Here is a 24,987-nt window from a genome sequence, read left to right as displayed (position 1 = left end):
TATACGCTTTCGCGAAAGCGCACTCAAATGAAAAAAATCCTCCTCCTTAGCGATACACATAGTTATATAGATGACCACATTATAGGCCACGTAAAATGGGCAGACGAGGTCTGGCACGCAGGTGATATAGGTGATCTAAAAGTAACAGACACGCTTAAAAAATTAAAGCCGCTACGAGCCGTTTATGGCAATATAGATACCACAGAAGCACGACAAGAATTCCCGCTTAACAATAGGTTTATATGTGAAGGCGTAGAAGTCCTTATTACTCATATAGGAGGTTACCCGGGTAGATACTCGCCGGCTATAAGGGAAGAAATTTATGCACGACCGCCTAAACTGTTTATATGCGGGCATAGTCATATCTTAAAGTTAATGCCAGATAAAAAACTGGGACTATTACATATGAATCCGGGTGCAATAGGAAAGCACGGTTTTCATAAAGTGCGCACAATGCTCAGGTTTACCGTACACGAGGGTCGCATCGAGAATCTTGAAGTTATAGAGGTTGCTAGGTAATTATAAGAATATCAGCATTTAAGCTAAGTGCTAAGATTATATTAAACTTAATATATTTTTAAACCTGCTCATTTGCCTTCCCAAAGGTAAATAGTATCTTTGCACCTCATTAAAAACAAGGATAATGCAAGACGGTATTTACGCAAAAATTCATACGCCAAAGGGCGAAATAACACTTAAGCTTGAGCACGAAAAAACTCCTGGAACAGTAGGAAACTTTGTTGCCCTAGCAGAAGGAAACCTAGAGAACTCTCAAAAACCTCAAGGAACACCTTATTATGACGGATTAAAATTTCACCGTGTCATTCCTGATTTTATGATCCAAGGAGGTTGCCCACTGGGAACTGGAACTGGTGATGGAGGATACAAATTTGACGATGAGATTCACCCAGACCTTAAGCACGATGCTCCAGGTAAATTATCTATGGCAAATGCTGGACCAGGAACTAATGGAACCCAATTTTTCATAACACACATCCCTACAGATTGGTTAGACGGTAAGCACACTGTTTTTGGAAACGTAGTAGAAGGGCAAGACGTAGTAAATAGCGTAGCACAAGGTGATGAGATGGAAAAAATCGAAATCATACGTGTAGGAGCAGAGGCAGAGGCTTGGAACGCGGTAGAAGCATTTAGAACCTTTGAAGGATCTAGAGCTAAGCGTATAGAAGAAGAGAGAGCAGCACAAGCAGCAGAGATAGAAGCACTAGCAACAGGATTTGATACTACTGATAGCGGACTACGCTACCAGATTATTCAAAAAGGAGATGGTGTAAAAGCAGAAAAAGGTAAAACAGTTTCTGTACACTATAAAGGAGCACTTCCTGACGGAACTGTTTTTGATAGTTCTTTTAAAAGAAACCAACCTATAGATTTTCAACTAGGAGTAGGTCAAGTAATCCCAGGATGGGATGAAGGTATCGCTTTATTAAATGTAGGAGATAAAGCACGTTTAGTAATTCCTTCAGATCTTGCTTACGGTAGTGCAGGAGCTGGTGGTGTAATACCACCTAACGCTACACTCGTATTTGATGTAGAGCTTGTTGCTGTAAAGTAAGGAGTACAATTATATAGTTTTAAAAGGTCTGGTGTTATGCCAGACCTTTTTTTGTTTTAATAGGTTCTGTAAGCACATAGTCTCGTGGTTGTTAATAAGGTGTGATAACAATTATGTGTAAAGGCGCAGAGACTTTTCTATTTTTGAGACTATGGAAAAGTTAAGATACCCAATAGGAAAATATTCGATGCCCACAGATATCTCAAACGAGAAGCTTACAGAGTGGATTAACATTCTAGAAGTAATGCCAGCTCAGTTACGAGATATGACAAGCGAGATGAGTGATGAGCAGTTAAACACGCCTTACAGACCAGAAGGATGGAACGTGAGACAAGTAGTACATCATCTAGCAGATAGTCATCACAACAGCTATACGCGTTTTAAATGGGCACTCACTGAAGAAAACCCAGTAATAAAACCCTACGATGAAAATGCGTGGACGGCACTCCCAGATCTAGAAGGGATGCCAGTAGAGTGGTCACTACGTCACCTTGAGGTGGTACATTATAAACTGGTACGATTATTAAGAACGCTTACAGATGAGCAACTGTCTAAAACATTTATTCATCCTGCAGGTGATAAAACCTATAACCTGAAACAAAATGTAGGGCAATATGCCTGGCACAGTATGCATCACTATATGCACATTGCAAACCTAGTGAAAGAGAAAGGCTGGAAATAATAGTAGACCTATCACAAAAAGAATGTCCGCAGTAGTATCATACTACTGCGGACTTTTTTTATAAACATCTCAATACGAGTTATACTACCACTTTATAATAGAGCTGGCCCACGTAAACCCACTACCAAAGGCAGCTAGCACTACAGTATCTCCTTCTTTTATTTTGCCGTCTTCCCAAGCTTCTGTAAGTGCAATAGGGATAGAAGCAGCTGTTGTGTTTCCGTACTTCTCGATGTTATTATATACCTTCTCATCACTAAGCTTAAACTTTTTCTGTACAAATTGTGAGATACGCAAGTTTGCTTGATGCGGTATAAGCATATCGATATCACTTACATCAAGTTTGTTTTTTTGTAAACCTTCCATAATCACTTCAGAGAAGCGCACTACGGCGTTTTTAAATACAAACTGTCCATTCATATATGGGTAATACGGGATATCTTCTTGTGGGTTAGTTTCAATAAGTTCTGGTACCCACTGCTCTGTGCTAGGCCCTTTAAGAGATAGCTCTAGAGCGTGCTCACCCTCACTGTGTAGGTGAGAAGATAGTACACCCTTTGTAGTATCTTCTTCTCTAGAAAGTACTGCAGCGCCTGCACCATCACCAAAAATGACAGAAACACTACGTCCTCTAGTGGTAAAATCTAAACCTCCACTATGATTTTCAGATCCTATTACTAGTACATTTTTATACATACCAGATTTTATAAACTGGTCTGCCGTTGCAAGTGCGTAGATAAATCCAGAACACTGGTTTCTTACATCTAGCGCAGGCACGGTTTCCATACCCATTAAGTGCTGTACTTGCACACCACAGCCAGGGAAGTAATAGTCTGGGCTAAGTGTCGCAAAGACTATCATATCTATATCCTTATTAGTAAGGCCTGCACGCTCTATGGCGATGGTTGCTGCTTTTACACCCATCTTTGCAGTCGAGTTTCCATCTCCTTTTTTGATATGTCTACGCTCTTTTATTCCGGTGCGTTCTTGTATCCACTCATCATTAGTATCCATCAGTTTTGATAGATCATCATTTGTCACCACATTTTCTGGGACGTATTTACCTAGTCCGGTAATTTTGGAATTATACATAAGCTGTGTTTGAAAATTGTATGAGGGTAATTACGCTTTCGCGAAAGCGTAAAACTCTCAGCGTGTAAATATACTTTATCTTACGGGGTAGATAAAGTGTCTCTCATAATTTTAGTATGCACGCACAGTATGAATGACATATAAGCACAAAAAGAGCGCCCGACTAAAAGCGCTCTTTTCAAAAAACAACCTAACCAATAACATGTCACAAAAAGTAACACAATTATTAACCTTTATGCCACAGAGTCTGTGGGTACATAGTTCTTAAAATTATTGACCTTTATTTGAGCCTTGAGATCGTGCATCAAGTTATAAAGTCCAAAAAATGTTCTGTTTATATATAAGAAGTGTTTACTACCTCTATTACCATTCATCTTACGTATTTCTGTATCCTTACTATACTTCTCGCTTAGTACGGCAATTTGATCAAAAAATGTGCTGTCTCTAAAATCAAATTCTTCTTGATGCATAGGCTGTGTGAAGAGACTGAGCATCTCGTGAAATAGTGCCGAGAAGAACTTTACTGTTTCTGCATCATCATCATCTCGTAATATTTCTAGCTCATATAATTTTTGCTTAAAAATATTAGGGTCATTTATATTTGACGGTTCAGCAAGGTCAAAGTAAGGTATGTAAAAGTCTTGCGGTACGTGCTTGATACAACCAAAGTCTATGGCAATAAGATTATGGTCTTTATCTACCATAAAGTTACCTGGGTGAGGATCTGCGTGTATGCGCTTTAAAATATGCATCTGGTACATATAAAAATCCCATAGTGCTTGTCCCAGTTTGTTTGCCGCTTTTTGATCTGTGTTATGTGCTACAAACTCACTTAAGTGTTCGCCATCCATCCAGTCCATAGTAAGTATACGCTCACTAGATAGGTCTGGATAGTACCTTGGGAATACAAGATTAGGTATGGTAGCACAGTCTTCTGTCATTGCGATACTTTGTGCTAGCTCTAGATTGTAATCTGTCTCTTCTAGTAGTTTATCTTCTACCTCTTTAAAAAATTTCTCTTTACCCTCGCCTTGAAGATTAAACATCTTCTTTGCAATAGGTTTTACCAGAGCAAGATCACTACTGATACTGTCTGCGACTCCCGGATATTGGATTTTCACAGCAAGTTTTTTCCCATTTAATGTCGCCTGGTGCACTTGGCCTATACTGGCCGCGTTAACACTCTGAGCCGCAAACGTATCATAGAGATCTTCTGGGTATTTACCCAAATATTTTTTAAAGGTTTTACGCACTAAAGGTGGAGATAGGGGAGGAACACTAAATTGTGATAGAGAGAATTTTTCAACATATGCCTTAGGCATAATGTTTTTCTCCATACTAAGCATTTGCGCCACCTTAAGTGCGCTACCTTTTAGACTTTTTAAGCCATCATAAATATCTTCGGCATTATCTTCATTAAGTTGCTCTTTTGTGAGCGATGGGTTAACGACCTTCTTACCGTAATATTTTGCATAGTTTGCACCCACCTTTACGCCAGTCTTTACAAGCTTTGAGGCTCTCTGGAGTTTATTAGTAGGTATGTGGTCTATTGTTTTCATATATTGATGCCCATAGGGCTTGTTATCTTGTTGAGTTGAGGTAAAACCTCGTGCGTACTTATAGTACTACTTTGCCATTGTAAAATTTTCTTTAAAAAGAAATTTTCCAAAGTCTATAATGCTTTCTAGCGGTGTGGTTTCAAAAATGTCAAAAATTGCATTTATAGATTTCTCAATCGCTACATCTGTTTTTTCGAAGGCAGGAGAGTTATCTTCCATCCAGTATTTAAGTAAGAATAAAAACTGTACCCAAGCTCCTTCTTTAAAAAGTCGTACAGGATTTTTTGTAATCTTATAATTCTTCTCATCATTACCTGCCTCTATAAGATCTGCTGCAAAAGAGGTAAGGTGACCTCTCAACTCCTTGAGCTGGCTCATATTCTTAAGCATATTTTTATGCTGGTCTAGTGCGACAAGCACATAACTTCTATTTGCAGTAAGCATCTCAAACATTGTAAAAAAGTATGAGAGCATTTTGTCTTTATTGGTGTACGACTCAAAATCACTGTTTTTGTGAAGCACACCCACGGTATTTGTGTGGAAAGCATTCCATATACCAGCTTTTAGATTTTGAAATGATCCAAAATATTTATAAAACTCTGCTTCTTCTATATTGTGCTCTTTACAAAATTTGTAAATCGTTTTTGGTTCTTCTCCGTGTTCTAGCACATACTCCATATATGCTGTAATGAGCATTTGTGCGTTTACTGTCTTCTTCTTGGCAGTAGTCTTTTTAGTCGTTTTCTTTACAGTTGCCATAATATTCGTTGTTTGATGTAAAGATACATTATGTTTAACCTTGCGGCAATACTATTAAACAAAAGTTACGTTAAAATTATTTCAAATTATATGAAATCCCTTTTCGTAGTTGTTTGTAAGATGTTTGCATTGTGATGGTTAATAGTTGGGCGATTAGAGTAGTGGGTGGTGCTATGTGTTTTTACGCTTTCGCGAAAGCGTAATTAAAACCTTTATTATTTAATAATGACACCTTGTCATACTTTGACCGATGGCATACTCCTTGTCTATTTGTGAGTGTTGAAAAAATTAAATAACACTTAAATACATATATAATGAGTAAAATAATAGGAATTGACTTGGGTACTACCAACTCGTGCGTTGCTGTAATGGAAGGTAACGAGCCTACGGTAATCCCTAATGCAGAAGGTAAGAGAACTACTCCATCTGTCATTGCCTTTGTAGAAGGTGGTGAGATTAAAGTAGGAGACCCTGCAAAAAGACAAGCTGTAACAAACCCTACAAAGACTATCGCTTCTGTAAAGCGTTTTATGGGTAACAAGTTTTCTGAATCTAGCAAAGAGGCAGAGCGTGCAGCATATAAAGTAGTAAAAGGTGACAATGATACACCACGAGTAGACATAGATGGCCGTTTATATACACCTCAAGAATTATCTGCAATGACTCTTCAAAAAATGAAGAAAACTGCAGAAGATTATTTAGGACAAGATGTAACAAGAGCTGTAATTACAGTTCCAGCATACTTTAATGATTCTCAACGTCAAGCTACAAAAGAGGCTGGAGAGATAGCGGGTCTTAAAGTAGAGCGTATTATCAATGAGCCTACAGCAGCAGCACTTGCTTATGGTCTTGATAAAAAAGATACAGATCAAAAAATCGTTGTTTTTGACTTTGGAGGAGGAACGCACGATGTATCTATACTAGAACTAGGAGATGGCGTTTTTGAAGTATTATCTACAGATGGTGATACACACCTAGGTGGTGATGACGTAGATCAAAAAATCATAAACTGGCTAGCAGAAGAATTTATTGCAGATGAGGATATGGACCTTCGTAAAGACCCAATGGCTTTACAACGTCTTAAGGAAGCTGCAGAAAAGGCTAAGATTGAGCTTTCTTCTTCTACACAGACAGAAATTAACCTTCCTTATGTAACTGCAACGGCTTCTGGGCCTAAGCACTTAGTACGTACTTTAAGCCGTGCAAAGTTTGAAGCGTTAATAGACGACCTAGTAAAAAGAACAATAGAGCCTTGCCAGACAGCGCTTAAATCTGCTGGATTAAGTACAGGAGATATCGATGAGATTATTCTTGTAGGAGGATCTACTCGTATCCCTGCAGTACAGGCAGCGGTAGAGAAGTTCTTTGGTAAAGCACCGTCAAAAGGAGTAAACCCAGATGAGGTTGTTGCCGTAGGAGCAGCAATACAAGGAGGAGTACTTACTGGAGATGTAAAAGATGTATTACTACTAGACGTAACACCACTTTCATTAGGTATTGAGACTATGGGTAATGTATTTACAAAACTTATAGAAGCAAATACAACAATACCTACTAAGAAGTCACAAGTATTCTCTACGGCGGCAGATAATCAGCCTAGTGTAGATATACACGTACTACAAGGTGAGCGCCCTATGGCAGCAGATAACAAAACGATAGGTCGTTTCCAGTTAACTGATATTCCACCAGCACAAAGAGGTGTACCACAAATTGAAGTAACTTTTGATATTGATGCAAATGGTATCATCAAAGTAAGTGCAGTAGATAAAGCAACTGGAAAATCTCAAGATATCCGTATCGAGGCATCTTCTGGACTATCTGAAGAAGAAATTGCAAAGATGAAAGCAGAGGCAGAAGCAAATGCAGAGTCTGATAAAAAAGCAAAAGAAACTGCAGATAAGATAAACGAGGCAGATGGTATGATTTTCCAAACGGAAAAACAACTTACTGAGTTTGGTGATAAATTATCTGACGATAAGAAGAAGCCTATCGAAGATGCACTTGCAGAGCTTAAAGCAGCTTACGAGACTAAGTCTGTAGACGCGATTACTCCAGCACTAGATAAAATCAACGAAGCTTGGAAAGTTGCATCTGAAGAGATGTACAAAGCACAAGCAGATGCTGCTGGGCAACCAGGACCAGATGCACAAGCTGGACCAGATGCTGGCGGAGATACTGCTAGTGATGTAGAAGACGTAGACTTCGAAGAAGTCAAGTAGCCTGTACTGAGCGTAGTCGAAGTATAGACTTCGAAGAAGTTAAGTACTATTTACTAAGCATAGTCGAAGTATAGATTTTGAAGAGGTAAAGTAATTCCTTAACAAAACTCAGTACTACTACTGAAACACTATATAAATGGGAATCCCTTTGACGTAATGTCAAAGGGATTTTTTTTGCGCTTTCGCGAAAGCGGTACCATATACATCGTTACTTAATTTAAGACATAGCTTTTTGTAGTATAAATCACACAATAGCGTAGTACAGCTGTATAAATAAGCACTATAACGAGTTTTTTATAGAGGTCTCACCTATATTTGCGACACTAAACCAGTCTAATTATGGGGAAATTATACCTGTTTCTTATCTTTTTTGTAACTGTAGCTACAACAACATTTGCGCAATGTGGTGACACAGAGACTTTTACTGTTTGTGATATGACTGTTGTAGACGGTGATAGCAACGGTACTCCAGATGGAATCATAAATCTATATGAAGAGTTCTCTACACTGAGCGGTACAACGATCACTGCTGCAGATGGTATGTGGTTTGATCCAAACTTTAACTTTGCCCTAGATGTAGTTACTGGTGACCTTTATTTATGGGATCTTGATAGTTCTTCAGAACTAGATACAGATTATCAATTTGAATTTTTAAGCGGTACATCTGGCTGTCCAGATGATGTTCAATACTTATTCAATGTCGTACTAGGTCCTTATTCTGGAACTGTTGCAAACACGATGGATGGTGCGATAAATTTACAAGTTTGTCAGCCTGCGCCACCAGCAGAGTGTATGCAGTTTACAGAGATTGACTTGTTTCAAACTATGCTTTCTAACCCTAGTCCGCATAGCAATGGAGAGTGGACATATACTGGGTCGAGTGCTAACTTTGTTTCTATAAGTGGCAACCGTTTTCTTAACGTAAACATTCCTTATCAAGAGGGTCCACCGCTAGTAGATGAAGAGACATTTGAGCTAGTTTATACAGTGCCAGGTATAACACCTTGTGATGCAGAGCAGTCTACAACCGTTACAGTATCTGTGGTTAGGGAGCCTTTTGCTGGATTTGCAAATCAATTTAATATCTGTGATACAGAACTTATAGCTGGTAATTATGATGGAGATATTGATTTACTAGAAGATGAGTTTCTAGTAAACGAAAATATAGAAGGAATATGGCTAGATGCAACAGACCCTACAGGTGAAATCTCAGGTCCTGGAGATTCTGTAATTAATCTTGCTCAGGTATATGCAGATCTAGTGCTTAGTAACCCTAGGTTTGGATCACAAACCTACGAGTACCAATATTTTGTAGAAAGTAGGTCTACCGTTTGTAATGATGCGACAAGTACCATAGGTTTTACATTTTATGAATCTGTAAGACCTTTTAGTCAAAACGAAAATGAAGCAACATTTTGTACTACAGATGAAACATTAGGAAGTGTTAATCTATATGATTATGTAGAATTTACTACAGAAAATGGAGTGCTGTATGATTATCCTAATAATGATTACACTAACTGGACATTGGTTTCTGGACCTTCAGATTTAGGATTAGTTTCTAACACAGGTGATATCGCTACAACGACAGAAGATCCAGAGTATACAAGTCAAGGTACTATAGATTTATCAAGCCTCGATCCTCTTACAGCTTCTGGAACATATGTTTTTGAGTTTACTGTAGATGAGGAGTATAATGCAGAGGCAATAGAAGAACAAATTTTTGAAATACCTGACGGCTGTTCTTCAGAAATAAATGAAGATCATCCCTGTGATACTCAAACTGCTCAAATTACCATAATCATTACAAACCCAAACTATGCAGGAGAAGACACTGCAGATCTTGAATTTTGTGAGAATGAAGAAACACTTACACTTACAGATTTACTAGAGACAGATGGTGTACAAACAGTATATGTAGGGCAAGATGGTGTATGGACAGACACAGCAACATCTACTGTGGTAGATAATAATTTTGTCATTCCAGAAATTACTGGAGGTTCACAGACCTTTGATTTTGTATACAACACAACAACTAGCGCTAGTGACTGTACAGATAGCGCTACATTGAGCTTTACTATTTATGAGCAATATAACGCTGGAGATGATACTCTATTAGACATTTGTGCAAATAGTGAAGAGGTAGATCTTTTTACGCTACTAGAAGGAAGTCCAGATACTAATGGAACTTGGACCGGACCAGATGGATACACTACTACAGATAATGTAGCAAATTATGATCCAGCGACTAATGCCGCAGGAGATTATGTATACACTGTGCCTAGTAATGAAAGTTGTGATGAAGATATGGCAACTTTAAGTATAACGCTACTTGAGTTTCTGTATGCAGGAGAAGATACCGCAGGCGTAGAGATATGTGATGTAGATGCAGAGTCTCCTATTAATCTTATCAATTTATTAGATACCAACGCTACAGATACTATTTATGAAGGAACACAAGGAGTGTGGACAGATACGGTAAGTGGCGACGAAGTTGCAAATCCATTTTTATATGCAGAGATAGATGGGCAAGCGACCTTTAATTTTACTTATACGACAACTTCAGATGACGGTTGTATAGATAGTGCGACACTAGAGTTTACCATATTTGAAAGTGTAAGTCCAGGAGCAGACGCCATTTATGAGACTTGTGCTGTAGATGATGTTGTGAATTTATTTGACTTTTTAGAAGGTACACCCGCAACTGCCGGAACCTGGACTGGGCCTGATGGATATATCACCACAGATAATGAAGCAATTTTTGACCCTACAATAAATGCCGAAGGTAACTATGTATATACAGCACCAGCAAACGGTGTTTGTGCTGCGTTAAGTGCAACAGTTACGGTTTTCTTTTTTGAAAACAACTACCCAGGAGAAAACACGACAGGCGTTACTATTTGTGATGAGGCAGGATTTGTGAGTCTTATCTCTTTGCTAGAAACAAATGGTATTGAGGTTATTTATTCTGGTCCTCTAGGTGAGTTTACAGATGCGGTAACGGGTGAGGTGGTAGATAACTTCTTTTTCTTTCCGGAGATAGATGGTGAGCAGGATTTTAGTTTTGTATATGCGACCACTACAGAAAATGGTTGTGATGCCCAAGCTACACTAGACTTTACAGTCTTTGAGCAAGAAGATCCGGGTATTACCTCAAGTATTGTACTGTGTCAAGATGATGCGCCACTTGATTTATTTTTATCACTCTCTGGTACTCCAGATACAACAGGAACCTGGACGGGGCCTGGTGGTTACGTTTCTTCTTCAAGCGAAGCGATATTAGACCCTATGATAGCGCTAGACGGAGATTATATTTATACCATTGCTGCAACAGATGTGTGTCCAGAGGCCTTTGCTTGGGTAAATGTCACTGTAAACGGAATCGCAAATGCAGGAGAAGATCTAGACACCTTTGTTTGTCCTGGTAATTATACACTCTCGCTTTTTGACTTTTTGAGTGATGGTGCAGATGTAACGGGACAGTTTATTAATCTAGATACATCGCTTACTATAGAGGATGGGTTACTGTCTATAGGCGATTTTGAACCTGGGACATTCTCATATATGTACCTCGTAGAAAATGACAATTGTGGTGATGATGATGCGACTATTACTTTTACTATAACAGCGATAAATACACCTTCGGTAGCAGATCCAGAAACGTTTTGTGTAAATGATAATCAAACTTTGGGAGATATTTTAGTTACTGGAGCAGCGGTTTATAATTGGTACGCTTTCGCGGAAGCGGGCTCCCCCTTACCATTATCCACATTGCTAGAAAATAATGTCACGTATTATGTGGCTGCCATAGATGAAAATGATTGTGAGTCTGAAAGAGTTTCATACCTAGCCGATATCTTGCCACTTGCAGATGGTAGGTGTCAGCAAGAGATATCTGACGGCGTGTCTGACAATGGTGATGGTCAAAACGATTTTCTAGACTTAGGAACGTACCCAGATTTATATCCAAATTTTGATATTCAAATCTTTAATAGATACGGAACCATTGTGTATAGAGGAAATAAAAATACTCCAGCCTTTGACGGAAGTGCAAACACCGGCTCAGCACTAGGAGATCAATTACCTACGGGTGTGTATTTCTATATTCTTTATCCAAACGACTCGGAGACAGAACCTATAGACGGTAACTTTTACTTAAGTAGATAAAATAAAAAGCATATTATGAAATTTAGATTATTCATACTAGCGGCATTTTGTAGTCTATCTACGCTCGCACAACAAGAACCGCAGTACACGCAGTATATGTACAATCAGGGTGTGGTAAACCCTGCATATATGATTAATGAGCCAGGACTCATACGTATAGGGAGTCTATACAGATCGCAATGGGTAGGTCTTGAAGGAGCGCCTACCACAGCAAACGTTTTTGCAAACATCCCACTCAACGAGCGTGTAGAGATAGGTGTTAATTATGTAAATGACCAGATAGGAGATGTACTTACTACAAATAATCTTAATGTAAACTTTGCTTATAGAATTAATGTAGCAGAAAGTACTAATCTATCATTTGGGTTAAAACTAGGGGTTGATAACCAGAGTCTTGATTTTACGGGGCAAAATATTACTAGTGACCAAGCCTTTCAAAATGGCCAGACCACATCTCTTAATGTAGGTGCTGGGGTATTTCTATTTAAAGAAAATTATTATATAGGCTTAAGTTCTCCTAGTGTGATTCCTTATAAAATAGAAAATAGATTTGAAGATGGAGGAAGCTCTGTACTTTATAAAAAGGATCCTACTGCTTACTTAATGGCTGGATATGTTTATGAGGTGACAGATATGCTCAAGATCAAGCCTTCTGGTGTAGCAAAGTGGGTGAGTGGTGCACCACTTACTTTTGACCTCTCTGTAAACGCACTTTATGATGATAAATTTGAGCTAGGTGTCTCTTATAGACATCAAGATGCTATCGCAGCTCTCGCCGGCTTTAATATCACAAACAGTCTCAAATTAGGTTATAGCTACGATTTTAATGTAAGTGATCTCAACAGCTTTAATAATGGGAGTCACGAGATTGTATTGTTATACACTTTTGACATATTAGGCTTACAGAAAAGATACATCTCACCTAGATTTTATTAAGATGAAAAATATATACCTACTACTTGCAATACTGTGCCTGAGTAAAACAGTCATTGCACAATCTAAAAAAGGAGATCGGTTCTTTAAGAGAGGAGATTATATAGGTGCTGCACATTATTATGAGCAAGCACTTAGGGATAATAACTCTAAAGAAAATTTACGTAATGTAATAGATGCATATTACTTAGGTCAAGATTATAAGAACGCAGTTTTATATCTTAATCAGCTTGTAAATGAGCGTTTTAATGATCAAGATAGAACGTTTGATAATGAATTTAACTTTAAAATGTACCACGCACTAACGGTCACCGGTGAGGGCGCAGAGGCATTAAACTATCTTGAAGCTTATTATAAAAACAAAGGAGAAGATTTTGATAAAACTAAAGCGCTAGAAACAGTCAAAGCTTTAACTAGCAGTAATCCTAAATTTGATGCTACAAAGAGTAACATAAGCTCTGAGGCAGATGATTTTGGACCTGTACGTGTAGGTGATAGTGTGTTCTTTACCTCAGACCGTCTCAATGATGAGGTTTTTAGAACTTTATTTGCAAAACGTTTTAAATCTACACAAAGACCTTTTCTTGATATTTATGGAGTACGAGTTAATGATAAAAATGAACTTGCTGGTGAAGCCGTTCGTTTAGGCCAAGGCGTAAATTCTTCATTGCACGATGGTAATATAAGCTTTAACGCAGCAGGAGATGAGATGTACATCTCGCGTAGCGCTTATGAAAAAAGTGATTCAAAAAGAATTTTTGATGAAGAAGGGACGAACCGTGTTCACTTATATAAAAGTGTGCGCATAGATGAGGTTTGGAGAGAGGCAGAGCGATTACCTTTTGTAAAAGAGCAATTTTCATATATGCACCCTACACTCACTAAAGATGGTAAGCGACTTTACTTTGCTTCAGATATGGATGGTGGTCTAGGGGGTTATGATATTTATTATGTCACAGTACATCTTGATGGCTCTTATAGTACACCCGTAAATTTAGGACCTACTATAAATACAGCACACAGAGAGCAATTTCCTTATGTGTCAGACAGTGGAGACTTATACTTTGCTACAGACGGAAGATTAGGACTAGGATTGTTAGACATCTTTGTAGCTCCACTTACCGTAAAAGGATTTACAGAACCTATTAATCTAGGTGCACCTGTAAACTCGCCTTATGATGATTTTAGTCTCACATACTACTCTCAAAACGAAGGTCTTTTTGCAACAAACAGAAGCGGAAAAGATGATGATATTTATAGTTTTGTCCAGACAAGTAAGCTTATTACTAGAAAGTTTAATTCACAATTTGAAATAAGAGATGCTGTAACAAATGAGTTAATAAGTGATGCAACTATTAAGATTATAGGATATCAAGGAAAAGAAATATACAGCGAGACACAAGCCGCTAAGGGTACTTTTACCGTGCCACTTACTGTAGATGATTATACATTTATAGGCTCTGGAGATAACCACGAGCAAGGTAGCCTAGACTTCCAGATAAGAGGCGTGCAAGAGGCTCCCTATGTGATTAAAGTCAATCGCATATTTACCGAGTCAGAACTCACGATGATGAAACAAAAGAATCTTGCAAAAGATCTTAAAGATAAAGACCCTAGCCGTTTTGAGTTACTCACAGACACACAGTCGCCACAAGTGGTAGAAAAAGAAGGAAAGCTATTTATAGATGTAGCTCCTATTTACTTTGATTTTGATTTGTATAGCATAAGAGAAGATTCTCAAGTTGTACTCGATGAGCTTGCTGCAAAGCTTATAAAGTATAAACGCATCAAAATGAAAATACAATCTCATACAGATAGTCGTGGGTCAGAGGCATATAATGTTCCGTTATCACAAAACAGAGCAAAAGCTACCTTTGATTATCTTGTAGAAAAAGGAATAGACCCTACTCGCATACAGTATCAAGGTTATGGTAACAGCCAGCCTGTAGTAGATTGTCCAGCTGGACAATGTACAGAAGAGGAGCACCAGCTCAACAGGCGTAGTGAGTTTGAGATAACAGGTTACTAGAGATATAATAATTCATAAAAAAAGCAACAGTCTATGTTGCTTTTTTTTTAGGTTTACGCTTTCGCGAAAGCGTACTCATAACCAGTACTTACATAAGTTTAGTACTTATCTCATTTATAAACGGAACGTGCACCTCGTGCTTTCCTTTAAACACCTGCACATTTAACCGTTCTCCAAAAAGCGCCGAACCTTTGAGCTGTTGCTCTGTCTTACGGGCTTCTGTGATGTACTCATCCTCATCTCCATAGAGATAAGTTACCGTAGTGCTTTGTGGTAAATAATTAAAGTGTGTTGCTTCGAGTTCTTGAGGTATCGCACCAGAGTGTAATAGTAGATAATCACAAGATAGCGCTCTATGTGCCATCCAGCGGGTGAGTATAGAGACTCCTTGCGAGTAACCCATAAAGATAAAGCGTACTTCTTGATTACCTATTTTCTCAAGTTCTTTGCTCCACATCGCATCAAGATAGGCAAAGAGATTTTCCTTTTCGGTCTCTATGTTTTCTCTAGTGAGCCAGCTTGCACCTATGTATTTAAAACGTTTGTCTTGATAGTACTTACTGGGCGCCTGTGGTGCTATGATATAATTTTCTTTAGTATCTAGAGCCTTAAAGTACTTGATAAAATATTTTGATAAATACCCCATACCGTGTAGCGCTACCCATACATTTTTAGTCTGTGAGGTTACATCATTAAGTGTAGTATACGTATTAGTATGGGTGTAGGTAATACTATTTTCTTCCATAGATGATAAAAGTAGAAAAGCTTGTAGGATCTTGTTAGTAATAAGGCATAAAAAAAACCACTCGATAGAGTGGTTTTAGGTTGCTTTGAGAACAACTTATATGTTAATACCTACTGGTAGTAGCTTTTTATACTTACGACGGTTAGAGCGCATAAATTTTGCAATTTCTGGGCTTGTAGGGACGAGGTTAATCTCTCTATCTGCTACTTCCTTAAAAACGGCTATTATAAACTCGTTCATATGGTCTTCTGTGCCTTCTGGCATAAATATTTTAGTGAGGAAGATCTTACGTTCTTGTAAGGAATATTCCATTTTTGCAAGCTTTCCGTCAAAGGTAGTTTCGAATTGTCTTAGAAACTCATTGTCTGTCAATTCAATTGCTGTTGTAGCCTCCATAAATTTTGAAAAATATTTAGTATTTGTAATATAATTAACACGTAATAAGAAATCACTCTTTAGTTTTATGCGCTGTAAACGCTAGTATTTGAGAATATTTTTAAAACATATGAATTTCTTAATAAGAAAGTGTTGCAAATTTACAAAAAATTCCCGAAATAGGCCACAGCTTCTATGTTAAACCCTTATTCCTAAGTAAGATGATACACGTGTATTTGATGCCTGGTATGGCTGCAAATCCTTCTATATTTGAAAACATAAGCTTACCGAGTGCTTCTTACACTACGCACTTACTAGAGTGGCAACTGCCAGAACCTGGTGAGTCACTGTCACAGTATGCCCTCCGTATGACACAGTTTATAAAGCACGATGACATTGTGTTGCTAGGTGTGAGTTTTGGTGGAGTGCTCGTACAAGAGATGGCAAAGCATATCAAGGTACGCAAGCTCATACTAGTAAGCACTGTAAAAAGTAAGTATGAATTACCCAGGAGAATGAAGCTTTCGCGAAAGCTAAAACTCTACAAAGCACTTCCAGCCAGTCTTATAGAAGATGTTGATAAACTTGCAAAATATGCCTTTGGAGAAACCATAAAAAACCGCGTAGATTTGTATCAGAAATATCTATCTATGAATGATAGAAGATATATGAAGTGGGCAGTAAAAGAAATGGTGTGCTGGGATCAAGAAACCCCTACAGAAAATGCAATACATATACACGGCACAGCAGATAAAGTATTTCCAGTCAAGTATATAGATAATTGTATAAAGGTTCAAGAGGGAACACATATAATGGTGATAACTCGTGCAAAATGGTTTAATGAACATTTGCCGAAACTCATTGAAAATGAGTAAATTGATTTAAAATTGAAAAGACTATGATAATGATGAAGAAAATTTTTGCAGGTGTGGCGATAGTCGCAGTTGCCGGTCTTGTTATAAACTCTGCAAAGGCTCCACAAGAGCAAGAGGAAGAACAAGTACCCGTAAAAGATGAAAAAGTACAAACCGAAAAACTTGTAAACGACTATAACGTATATGCCATCCCTATGCCAGATGGACTCAACTTTGCTGGTGAGGAAGTGCCTGTACAAAATCCAGACATTAAGGAACGTATGGATCGCGAACTTCTGGTAAATACCTACTGGCAGTCTAATGCGTTATTGCTTTTTAAAAGGGCGCATAAATACTTTCCTATCATAGAGCCTATACTTGCAGAAGAGGGCGTGCCAGATGATCTTAAATATCTTGCAGTTATTGAGAGTGGTCTTACACAGGCGGTATCACCTGCCAGAGCCACAGGTTTCTGGCAAATTATGAAAGAAACGGGTAAGGAGTACGGTCTAGAAGTAAACAGCAATGTAGATGAGCGTTACCACATAGAGAAGTCTACAAGGGCGGCTTGCCAGTACTTAAAGAAGTCTAAAGAACGTTTTGGAAACTGGACGGCTGCTGCTGCTGCATATAACGCAGGTAACTATGGTGTCTCACGTCGCTTTGAAGAGCAAAATGTAGATGATTATTATGACCTACTTCTAGGTGAAGAGACTGGGAGATATGTCTTTAGAATTATCGCGCTTAAAGAGATTCTTAATAACCCAAAAAAGTATGGATTTAATTATAGAACAGAAGACTTGTATACCGCTGTGCCTACATACAAGGTAGAAGTTGATACAGCAGTCACAGATTTTGTAAAATTTGCTGAGCGTTTTGGGATTAATTATAAGATTTTAAAAATACATAATCCTTGGTTGAGAGAGCCTAAGCTCAATAACAGCTCAAGAAAGAAATATTATATAGATATACCTAAACAAGGAGCATACTCTTTAGGGAGATAACATTGTAACAACACATTGTTGTAAATAAAAAGCCTGACAGAAGTATTACTGTCAGGCTTTTTCTATTATTCAAGATATAATGAAGGTATTATTTGTTTATCACGATGGGAGCCTCGCTCAATGTTTCTTGTTTAAAAAGAAGCTCCGTGAGTAAGTTTTTATAAAGATCATAATTCTCAAGGGCGGCATCTTTTTCATCTTTTGCCATTTTATTTGAGAGTCTTCTTTTTATATTAATAATTGTCTTGTCTGATGTGATGGTATAAGCAAGAGGTAGACCTAAGGAGTGCTTAAGATTTTTAATAATCTGTGTGTACTTGTTATCTGAGTCATCTACATAAAGCACGTCAATATTACGATGATATCCTTTTGCTAGTTTTTTTACTTCCTTATTGTTTCCCCAGTGCAGTAATATAATAGATACATCATCTCCATACTGGGCTGCTAGATCATTAAGAGCCGCTTGTTCTCCTTTACAATTTATACGCCAGCTAGAGTAGGTGAGTAGCATTACTGGTTTTGTATACTCATTAAGTGCTACCGCTTTTTTAGAAATTTTTGTCACTGTAAAATTGTCCATTAGTGAACCTGTGATTTTATCTTTAACAAGATTATCAAAAAGTACTTTGACCTTGTCTTGTTCTAAATTTCTAATCGCGCCTTCGGCTTGTAAAAGATAGGCAGGTAGATGCGTGTCTAGCACATCAGAAAAAAACAGTTGAGAGTTTTGAGCCGATAGTGTAATGTGCGCAGTAAGAAGGAGTGTAAGTAATAATCTTCCCATAATCATACCTTTATACTAACAAGGTATGCGAGTGAGATCTAAAAAAGAAATTTTTTCGTCCAAGCACTTGAAAATTAGGTCAAAATGCTTGTTTTTGACATTTTATCACCCTTATTTATAACAAATATCTTGTAAAATCTATTTTTATTAAGAATATGATATTTATAAGTGTCCTTAGTTATTTCCACTTTTTTTAATAACTGGGATTACTTTTGGTTTAGTGGGGATTGATGTAGGTGCAGTAGCTCTCTGTTGAGCGGCTTTTTCATTACGTTCAATTAAGGACTCTCTTTGTTTTGTGCTTTCATCATCAGAAGATTCAGTACCGTATTGTGGTTTATTTTCTTCTCTATTTTGTAACGTGCCCTCACTTATATCTGAGTTTTCTGAAAGTGGAGGTTTCTCACCATCATCTGGTGTGCTAAAGAAACCTTCATCTATTTCTGGAAGGGGTATCCCCTGTATTTTTGTAAGTGTAAAAGGTGCCTCACCTTTAAAAATATCTTCTTTACTAAGCAGTCGCTCATCACCTCGCCAGTTAAACCCCTCAAAGGTTTGTGGCTCTTGTAAAAACTGTGACTCTGGAAATATATTACCTCCTGGGCTCTTTATTTTATTAATCTCATCTATAGTGTTCTCAAAAAATGTAATCTCAATTCGTGCAGATTTACCTCTATCTATGCCGGTGAGATCTCCATTATCTTCACGCATATACATTATGGTCTCTGCATTGTTTATAATATCTACTTGCTTAAGTGCATTGTCATCATCAAAAAAACCATAAAGTTTTTGACCCTTAATCTGGTTAAAGCCAGAGATGGTATCCTTTTGAGCTATAAAAGCGTTATTAAAAACTTTGAGCGAATCTATTTTTTCTGTCTCTGTATTGCTTTTGAGGTGTATGCTATCACCTGTAATCTGGCTTTCTTCACTCCATAAGATAGGTTTATGTATCATTTGCGTAAGTCCCGTACGCTGGTTGCTGTGTAGTGAGTCGCTCTTACCACTCATATTGCTTTTATAGAGTTTTACATTTTTAAAAGCCCTAAGTATGCGATTATCTGGCTTGCCTGTGAGTAGCAGTTTATCGCCGTGCACATATACAGAGTCATTATCTTCTACAGTAATAGCAACGGCTCTTTGGGTTATAAGCACTGAGTCTTTTGCTCTATAAACCTCTGCATAATGTCCTTTTACTAGACTTCTGTTAAGGGTGTCAAGTACTTTTATATTATTAGTAGCGCTTGCAAAATTGCGATTTCTATCAAAATAAAGGCTATCTCCATATACTTGTCTGTTATCATAATCTATACGAGAGTTTTTTACAAAATACCCATAATCATTTGCGGTGTCATAAAACCCACGTTCACAATACACCTTAGAGGTCTTACTTGTGATTGTGGTAGGGCCATATAGATAAGCGTGCTCTGGTACACTATAAAAATCTAGTTGCTCACTGTTTATAGTATACTCAGGGTTTTTTACCACCACATCACTTATAAATGAGATTTTATCTTGCTCTATATAATAACGACCTACACGGCTTGTAATCTTACTATTAGGAGAGGTTACAACACCACCAGTTCTGTAATATGCCTGCTGAGTGGTACGGTTAAAATACATTGTATCTGTAGTGACGGTGGTCGTATCCTTTTTTAGAAATACATCGCCAGCGGCATAGGCAAATTTTGTTTTACCATTATACTCGATGTATTTACTTCGCATAGAGACAGAGTCGCCTTGTTTGAGCCTTACATTTCGGTAAGCTTTTACAAAGTTTTCTTCTTTGTAAAAAAAGGCAAGATCACACCACATCTCTGCACCTTCGTGCTCTATGTAAACTTGTTCATTATTGTTTTTCTGTAAAAGGATTGCCCCAGGAAACTCCTCTTCATTAATGCGCTCTATGGGAGATTCTATATAGATGAGCTTTGAGGGTTGTTCTTGCGCTTTCGCGAAAGCGGAAAAAAATATAATCCCAGCTAGTAAGATGTAGTGCTTGTAGTTCATTAATTCCAAAAATAATCAAATTGCTAGCCTTAACCGTTAGCGCTTTATCAAAAAATAGATTGTAAAGATTAAAACGTTGCTATAAGTCAAAGCGTATGTAGCAATGTGTTTATATATAAAAAGAGCCTTCAGATATAATTCTGAAGGCTCTTTACGCATTGTAGATACTTACTATCTAAGGATAGTTTGTGTTCTATCTGGTCCTACAGATACTATCTTGATAGGAGTCTCTAGCTCTTTTTCTAGATAGTCTATGTAGTCGTTAAGCTCTTTAGGTAGTTGCTCTGCCTTAGTCATACCTGTAAGGTCTTCAGACCATCCTGGCATTTCTTTATAAACAACCTCTACGTTTTCTGGCTCTATGTTATATGGAAGGTGCTCAATAGTCTCACCTTTATATTTATAAGCCGTACATACTTTTAAGGTTTTAAAACCAGAAAGCACATCACCTTTCATCATCATAAGTTGTGTTACACCATTAACGCGCACAGCATATTTAAGTGCTACTAGATCGAGCCATCCACAACGACGCGCTCTACCTGTAGTTGCTCCAAACTCGTTACCTACACGTCCCATAGTCTCACCATCCTCATCAAAAAGTTCTGTAGGAAATGGTCCAGAGCCTACACGTGTTGTGTATGCTTTAAATATCCCGAATACTTCACCTATTTGATTAGGAGGAACTCCAAGACCGGTACAAGCACCAGCCGCAGTAGTGTTTGAAGAAGTTACAAAAGGATACGTGCCAAAATCAATATCTAGAAGTGATCCTTGTGCTCCCTCTGCAAGTATAGATTTACCACCTTTTTGAGCTTGGTATAGGTACTCTTCTGAGTCTATAAATTGTAAGGTCTTAAGCGTCTTTATTGCTGCAAAAAATTCTGACTCTAGTTCTTCTAGGTCGTACTCAATTTTTGCATCATAAAAGTCTATCATAGAGATATGCTTATCTCTAAGAGTTGCATAACGATCTTTCCAGTCTGCAAGTTCTAGATCACCTACACGTATACCGTTACGACCTGTTTTATCCATATAAGTAGGTCCTATTCCTTTAAGAGTAGATCCTATTTTTGCTTTTCCCTTTGAGGCTTCAGAAGCAGCATCAAGTAAGCGGTGGGTAGGAAGTATAAGGTGTGCTTTACGCGAGATTACCATTTTTGCTTTGTAATCAAGACCTTCAAACTTGTCTAAGTTTTGTAGCTCTTTCTTAAAAATCACTGGATCTATCACCACGCCATTACCTATGACATTCATAGCATTGTCGTGAAAAATTCCAGAAGGAATCGTATGTAGTACGTGTTTTATACCATCAAACTCAAGGGTGTGACCCGCGTTAGGTCCTCCTTGAAAACGTGCAATGATATCGTAGTCTTTTGTAAGGACATCTACAATTTTTCCTTTTCCTTCGTCGCCCCATTGGAGGCCTAGTAGTAAATCTACTGCCATTGTTATATTAGTTAGTCTTGTTTTTCTTTCCGTAAAAGTATAGGGAGTGCTTGTCTATAGTAATATCAAAAACCTCTTCTATGGTTTTTTTTATAGACTGTATGCGAGGGTCACAAAATTCTATAACCTCTCCAGTATCTGTAAGAATTACGTGATCGTGCTGCTTGTCAAAATATGATTTCTCATATTGAGCTTGATTATTACCAAACTGGTGCTTGCGCACGAGTCCACATTCTAATAAAAGTTCTATAGTGTTATATAGTGTTGCACGGCTCACACGATAGTTCTTATTTTTCATACTAATGTAAAGCGCTTCTATATCAAAGTGCTCTTCATTGCTGTATATTTCGTGTAGTATGGCAAAACGCTCTGGCGTCTTGCGGTGGCCTTTTTCTTCTAGATAGGCTGTAAAAACGCCTTTTACAACGTCTTGATCCTTATTGATAGTAGCTTTTAGTGGCATCGTTTATAATAAAGGACGAATTTACGGATTTAAACTCTAGTCACTTGATCGATACCATCTATTTTTTTGAGATTTTCTATTAAGGTTTTCAACAATGCATTGTTTCTTACAACAACGGTTATTTTACCCTTAAAAATACCTCCTTGTGTGGTAAAGCTCAGGCCTTTTATATCTACATTAAGATGGTTTGATATCTCTGCTGTAACTGTATTTACTAGACCAAGATTATCTATTCCTGTAAGTATGATATCTGTTTGATACCCCGTGTCTGATGAGTCTACCCACTTTGCTTTTATAATTCTATAGGCGTAGTTGCTACGCATAGCAATTGCATTAGGGCAGTTATTTTTATGAACCTTTATGCCATCTTTTATAGTGGTAAACCCAAAAACTGGATCACCCGGTATAGGGCTACAGCACTTTGCAAAGGTGTAATCTAGTTTTTGATCTTCTGGTCCAAAAACAAGAGAGTCAAAATTATTTGTAATCTCATCTTTGTGTACATCTGGCGGAGTATTAGGTTTTCTGATCTTACTTTTAATAAAACTCATTAAGGCATTGCTGCGTTGTGCTGCAAACTCTTTAATCATTTTATTATCAATCGTTCCATTACCTACACGGTAAAAGAGGTCTAAGCTTGTATTGAGTTTAAAGTACGAAACGAGCTCATTTATAGTTTTTTCGTTAAGCGGGATTTTTTGCGACTTTAGTTTTCTGGACAGTATCGCCTTCCCATCATCTGCTAGTTCTTTTTTCTCGTCTTTGAGTGAAGATTTTATTTTTGCTCTCGCTCTAGCCGTAGTTGCATAGTCTAGCCAGTTGTTTGTAGGCTGCGCAGACTCAGAAGTAATAATCTCAACTTGATCACCACTTTTAAGTGTATGACTAAGTGGTACTAGCTTTCCATTTACTCTTGAGCCACGTGTATGTAAGCCTACCTCAGTATGAACACTAAAAGCAAAATCAAGAGGGGTAGCGCCTTTAGGTAAAGATTTAAGATCACCTTGTGGGGTAAATACAAAAATCTCTTTGTTGTAAAGGTTGAGTTTAAAGTTTTCTACAAAGTCTACCGCATTTTGGTCGGGATTTTCTAGTGCTTCTTGAAGTCTGTTTATCCACTCATCTAGGCTAGATTCTCCTTCTGTCCCTTCCTTATATTTATAGTGTGCCGCATATCCTTTTTCGGCAATTTCATTCATACGGTCAGAGCGTATCTGTACTTCTACCCATCTACCTTTAAGCCCCATAACAGTTATGTGCAAGGCTTCATATCCCGTAGATTTTGGTGAAGAAATCCAGTCGCGTAGCCTCGTAGGGTTAGGTCTAAAGTGATCTGTTACAATAGAGTAAATTTTCCAAGCCAGAAACTTTTCATTTGCCTTATCACTTTTATAGATAATACGTATCGCAAACTTGTCATAAACCTCCTCAAAGGTAACTCCTTGAGCAAGAATTTTACGTCGTATGCTGTATATAGATTTTGGTCTACCTTTTATTTCATAATTAAGACCTTCTTCATCAAGAGAGTCTTCTATAACTTTTTTAAAGTCTTTGATATATTGATCTTGCTGCGCTTTACTTTCTGTGATTTTACTCGCAATATCTTTATATACATCTGGTTCTGTATATTTAAGACTAAGGTCTTCTAGCTCTGTTTTAATATTATACAAGCCCATTCTGTGCGCAAGTGGAGCGTAGATATAAAGTGTCTCACTGGCAATTTTAGATTGCTTATCTGCTCGCATAGCATCCATAGTTTGCATATTGTGCAATCTATCTGCTATTTTAATAATGATCACACGCGGATCATCATTAATAGTGAGGAGCATTTTTCTAAAGTTTTCTGCTTGTAGTGATACGTCCCTATCCTTTTTAAGACTTGATATTTTTGTAAGGCCATCTACAATGCGGGCAACCGTCTCGCCAAACATTTGTTCTAGATCTGCAAGGGTGTACTCTGTATCTTCTACCACATCGTGTAGTAGTGCACTCGCTATAGAGGTAGCATCAAGTCCTATCTCACTTGCAACTATTTGAGCCACAGCAAGAGGGTGAAAGATGTAAGCCTCACCAGACTTGCGGCGTTGCGATTTATGCGCATCTACCGCCACTTCAAACGCTTTTCTTATCATCTTCTTGTCCTCATCGGTCAAGGTTTGATAACTTATACGCAAGAGCTTTTTGTACTGTCTTGTCAGCTCTTTATTCTCTGCTTCTATAAATTCTGCGGTTAACTCCATATGATATACTAAAAGTACCAAATTCTCTTTTATGAACAACATATTTTTAC

Annotated in this window: 19 protein-coding genes; 9 read left to right on the top strand and 10 right to left on the bottom strand. The window is 37.8% G+C overall.

The features are described from left to right. Positions 1–27 precede the first annotated feature (27 nt). The 3 genes from I597_RS12430 to I597_RS12420 all read left to right on the top strand — a co-directional run bounded on the left by I597_RS12430 (position 28) and on the right by I597_RS12420 (position 2,258). Entirely contained in the window at positions 28–519 is a 492-nt protein-coding gene (locus I597_RS12430) for a metallophosphoesterase family protein (RefSeq protein ID WP_035324489.1), read from the top strand. A 124-nt stretch (positions 520–643) separates the two neighbouring features. Beyond that, positions 644–1,576 (top strand): peptidylprolyl isomerase, encoded by a 933-nt coding sequence (locus I597_RS12425; protein ID WP_021778660.1) that lies wholly within the window; start codon positions 644–646, stop codon positions 1,574–1,576. Between the two features lie 151 nt (positions 1,577–1,727). Further along, entirely contained in the window at positions 1,728–2,258 is a 531-nt protein-coding gene (locus I597_RS12420; protein ID WP_035324490.1) for a YfiT family bacillithiol transferase, read from the top strand. Between the two features lie 84 nt (positions 2,259–2,342). Here I597_RS12420 and I597_RS12415 read toward each other — a convergent pair whose 3' ends face one another. The 3 genes from I597_RS12415 to I597_RS12405 form a co-directional block, all read right to left on the bottom strand. Beyond that, a complete protein-coding gene (locus tag I597_RS12415; protein ID WP_035324491.1) occupies positions 2,343–3,350 on the bottom strand; it encodes a 3-oxoacyl-ACP synthase III family protein in 1,008 nt (335 codons plus the stop codon). Positions 3,351–3,583: 233 nt separating this feature from the next. Next, the gene (locus tag I597_RS12410) at positions 3,584–4,909 is read right to left on the bottom strand and encodes an ABC1 kinase family protein (RefSeq protein WP_035324492.1); all 1,326 of its coding nucleotides are present in this window, start codon (positions 4,907–4,909) and stop codon (positions 3,584–3,586) included. 66 nt (positions 4,910–4,975) lie between these two features. After that, positions 4,976–5,668, bottom strand: coding sequence for a TetR/AcrR family transcriptional regulator (locus tag I597_RS12405; RefSeq protein ID WP_035324493.1), 693 nt, complete (start codon positions 5,666–5,668; stop codon positions 4,976–4,978). A 314-nt stretch (positions 5,669–5,982) separates the two neighbouring features. On the opposite strand from I597_RS12405, the gene dnaK reads away from it, so the two are divergent. The 4 genes from dnaK (at position 5,983) to I597_RS12385 (ending at position 15,016) form a co-directional block, all read left to right on the top strand. Further along, on the top strand, positions 5,983–7,887 hold the full coding sequence (gene dnaK / locus I597_RS12400; RefSeq protein ID WP_021778665.1) for a molecular chaperone DnaK: 1,905 nt from the start codon (positions 5,983–5,985) through the stop codon (positions 7,885–7,887). A gap of 339 nt (positions 7,888–8,226) precedes the next feature. Continuing rightward, the gene (locus I597_RS12395) at positions 8,227–12,054 is read left to right on the top strand and encodes a T9SS type B sorting domain-containing protein (RefSeq protein WP_035324494.1); all 3,828 of its coding nucleotides are present in this window, start codon (positions 8,227–8,229) and stop codon (positions 12,052–12,054) included. A 15-nt stretch (positions 12,055–12,069) separates the two neighbouring features. After that, positions 12,070–12,990 (top strand): PorP/SprF family type IX secretion system membrane protein, encoded by a 921-nt coding sequence (locus tag I597_RS12390; RefSeq protein ID WP_035324495.1) that lies wholly within the window; start codon positions 12,070–12,072, stop codon positions 12,988–12,990. A gap of 1 nt (position 12,991) precedes the next feature. Continuing rightward, on the top strand, positions 12,992–15,016 hold the full coding sequence (locus I597_RS12385; protein ID WP_035324496.1) for an OmpA family protein: 2,025 nt from the start codon (positions 12,992–12,994) through the stop codon (positions 15,014–15,016). Positions 15,017–15,104: 88 nt separating this feature from the next. On the opposite strand, the gene I597_RS12380 is transcribed toward I597_RS12385, so the two are convergent. Beyond that, positions 15,105–15,761 (bottom strand): alpha/beta hydrolase, encoded by a 657-nt coding sequence (locus I597_RS12380; protein WP_035324497.1) that lies wholly within the window; start codon positions 15,759–15,761, stop codon positions 15,105–15,107. Positions 15,762–15,857: 96 nt separating this feature from the next. Continuing rightward, positions 15,858–16,157, bottom strand: a complete 300-nt coding sequence (locus I597_RS12375) for a hypothetical protein (RefSeq protein WP_021778670.1) — start codon at positions 16,155–16,157, stop codon at positions 15,858–15,860. Between the two features lie 200 nt (positions 16,158–16,357). Between I597_RS12375 and I597_RS12370 the strand changes: the two genes are divergently transcribed. Next, positions 16,358–17,011 (top strand): alpha/beta fold hydrolase, encoded by a 654-nt coding sequence (locus I597_RS12370; protein ID WP_035324498.1) that lies wholly within the window; start codon positions 16,358–16,360, stop codon positions 17,009–17,011. 29 nt (positions 17,012–17,040) lie between these two features. Beyond that, positions 17,041–17,994: a lytic transglycosylase domain-containing protein gene (locus tag I597_RS12365; protein WP_394357288.1), complete on the top strand. Its 954-nt coding sequence runs from the start codon at positions 17,041–17,043 to the stop codon at positions 17,992–17,994. A gap of 88 nt (positions 17,995–18,082) precedes the next feature. Here I597_RS12365 and I597_RS12360 read toward each other — a convergent pair whose 3' ends face one another. The 5 genes from I597_RS12360 to I597_RS12340 all read right to left on the bottom strand — a co-directional run bounded on the left by I597_RS12360 (position 18,083) and on the right by I597_RS12340 (position 24,937). Then, positions 18,083–18,778, bottom strand: a complete 696-nt coding sequence (locus I597_RS12360; RefSeq protein WP_052111634.1) for a TlpA family protein disulfide reductase — start codon at positions 18,776–18,778, stop codon at positions 18,083–18,085. A gap of 174 nt (positions 18,779–18,952) precedes the next feature. After that, on the bottom strand, positions 18,953–20,788 hold the full coding sequence (locus I597_RS12355; RefSeq protein ID WP_035324500.1) for an OstA-like protein: 1,836 nt from the start codon (positions 20,786–20,788) through the stop codon (positions 18,953–18,955). A gap of 171 nt (positions 20,789–20,959) precedes the next feature. Beyond that, complete coding sequence (locus I597_RS12350; protein WP_035324501.1) at positions 20,960–22,234, bottom strand: adenylosuccinate synthase; 1,275 nt, start codon at positions 22,232–22,234, stop codon at positions 20,960–20,962. A 7-nt stretch (positions 22,235–22,241) separates the two neighbouring features. Further along, entirely contained in the window at positions 22,242–22,697 is a 456-nt protein-coding gene (locus tag I597_RS12345) for a Fur family transcriptional regulator (RefSeq protein ID WP_035324502.1), read from the bottom strand. Between the two features lie 29 nt (positions 22,698–22,726). Continuing rightward, a complete protein-coding gene (locus I597_RS12340; RefSeq protein WP_035324503.1) occupies positions 22,727–24,937 on the bottom strand; it encodes a RelA/SpoT family protein in 2,211 nt (736 codons plus the stop codon). Positions 24,938–24,987 lie beyond the last annotated feature (50 nt).

The organism is Dokdonia donghaensis DSW-1, assembly GCF_001653755.1.
Taxonomy (GTDB): domain Bacteria; phylum Bacteroidota; class Bacteroidia; order Flavobacteriales; family Flavobacteriaceae; genus Dokdonia; species Dokdonia donghaensis.
Note: the sequence above shows the minus strand (reverse complement) of the source record. Positions and strands in the feature narration are given on the sequence as shown.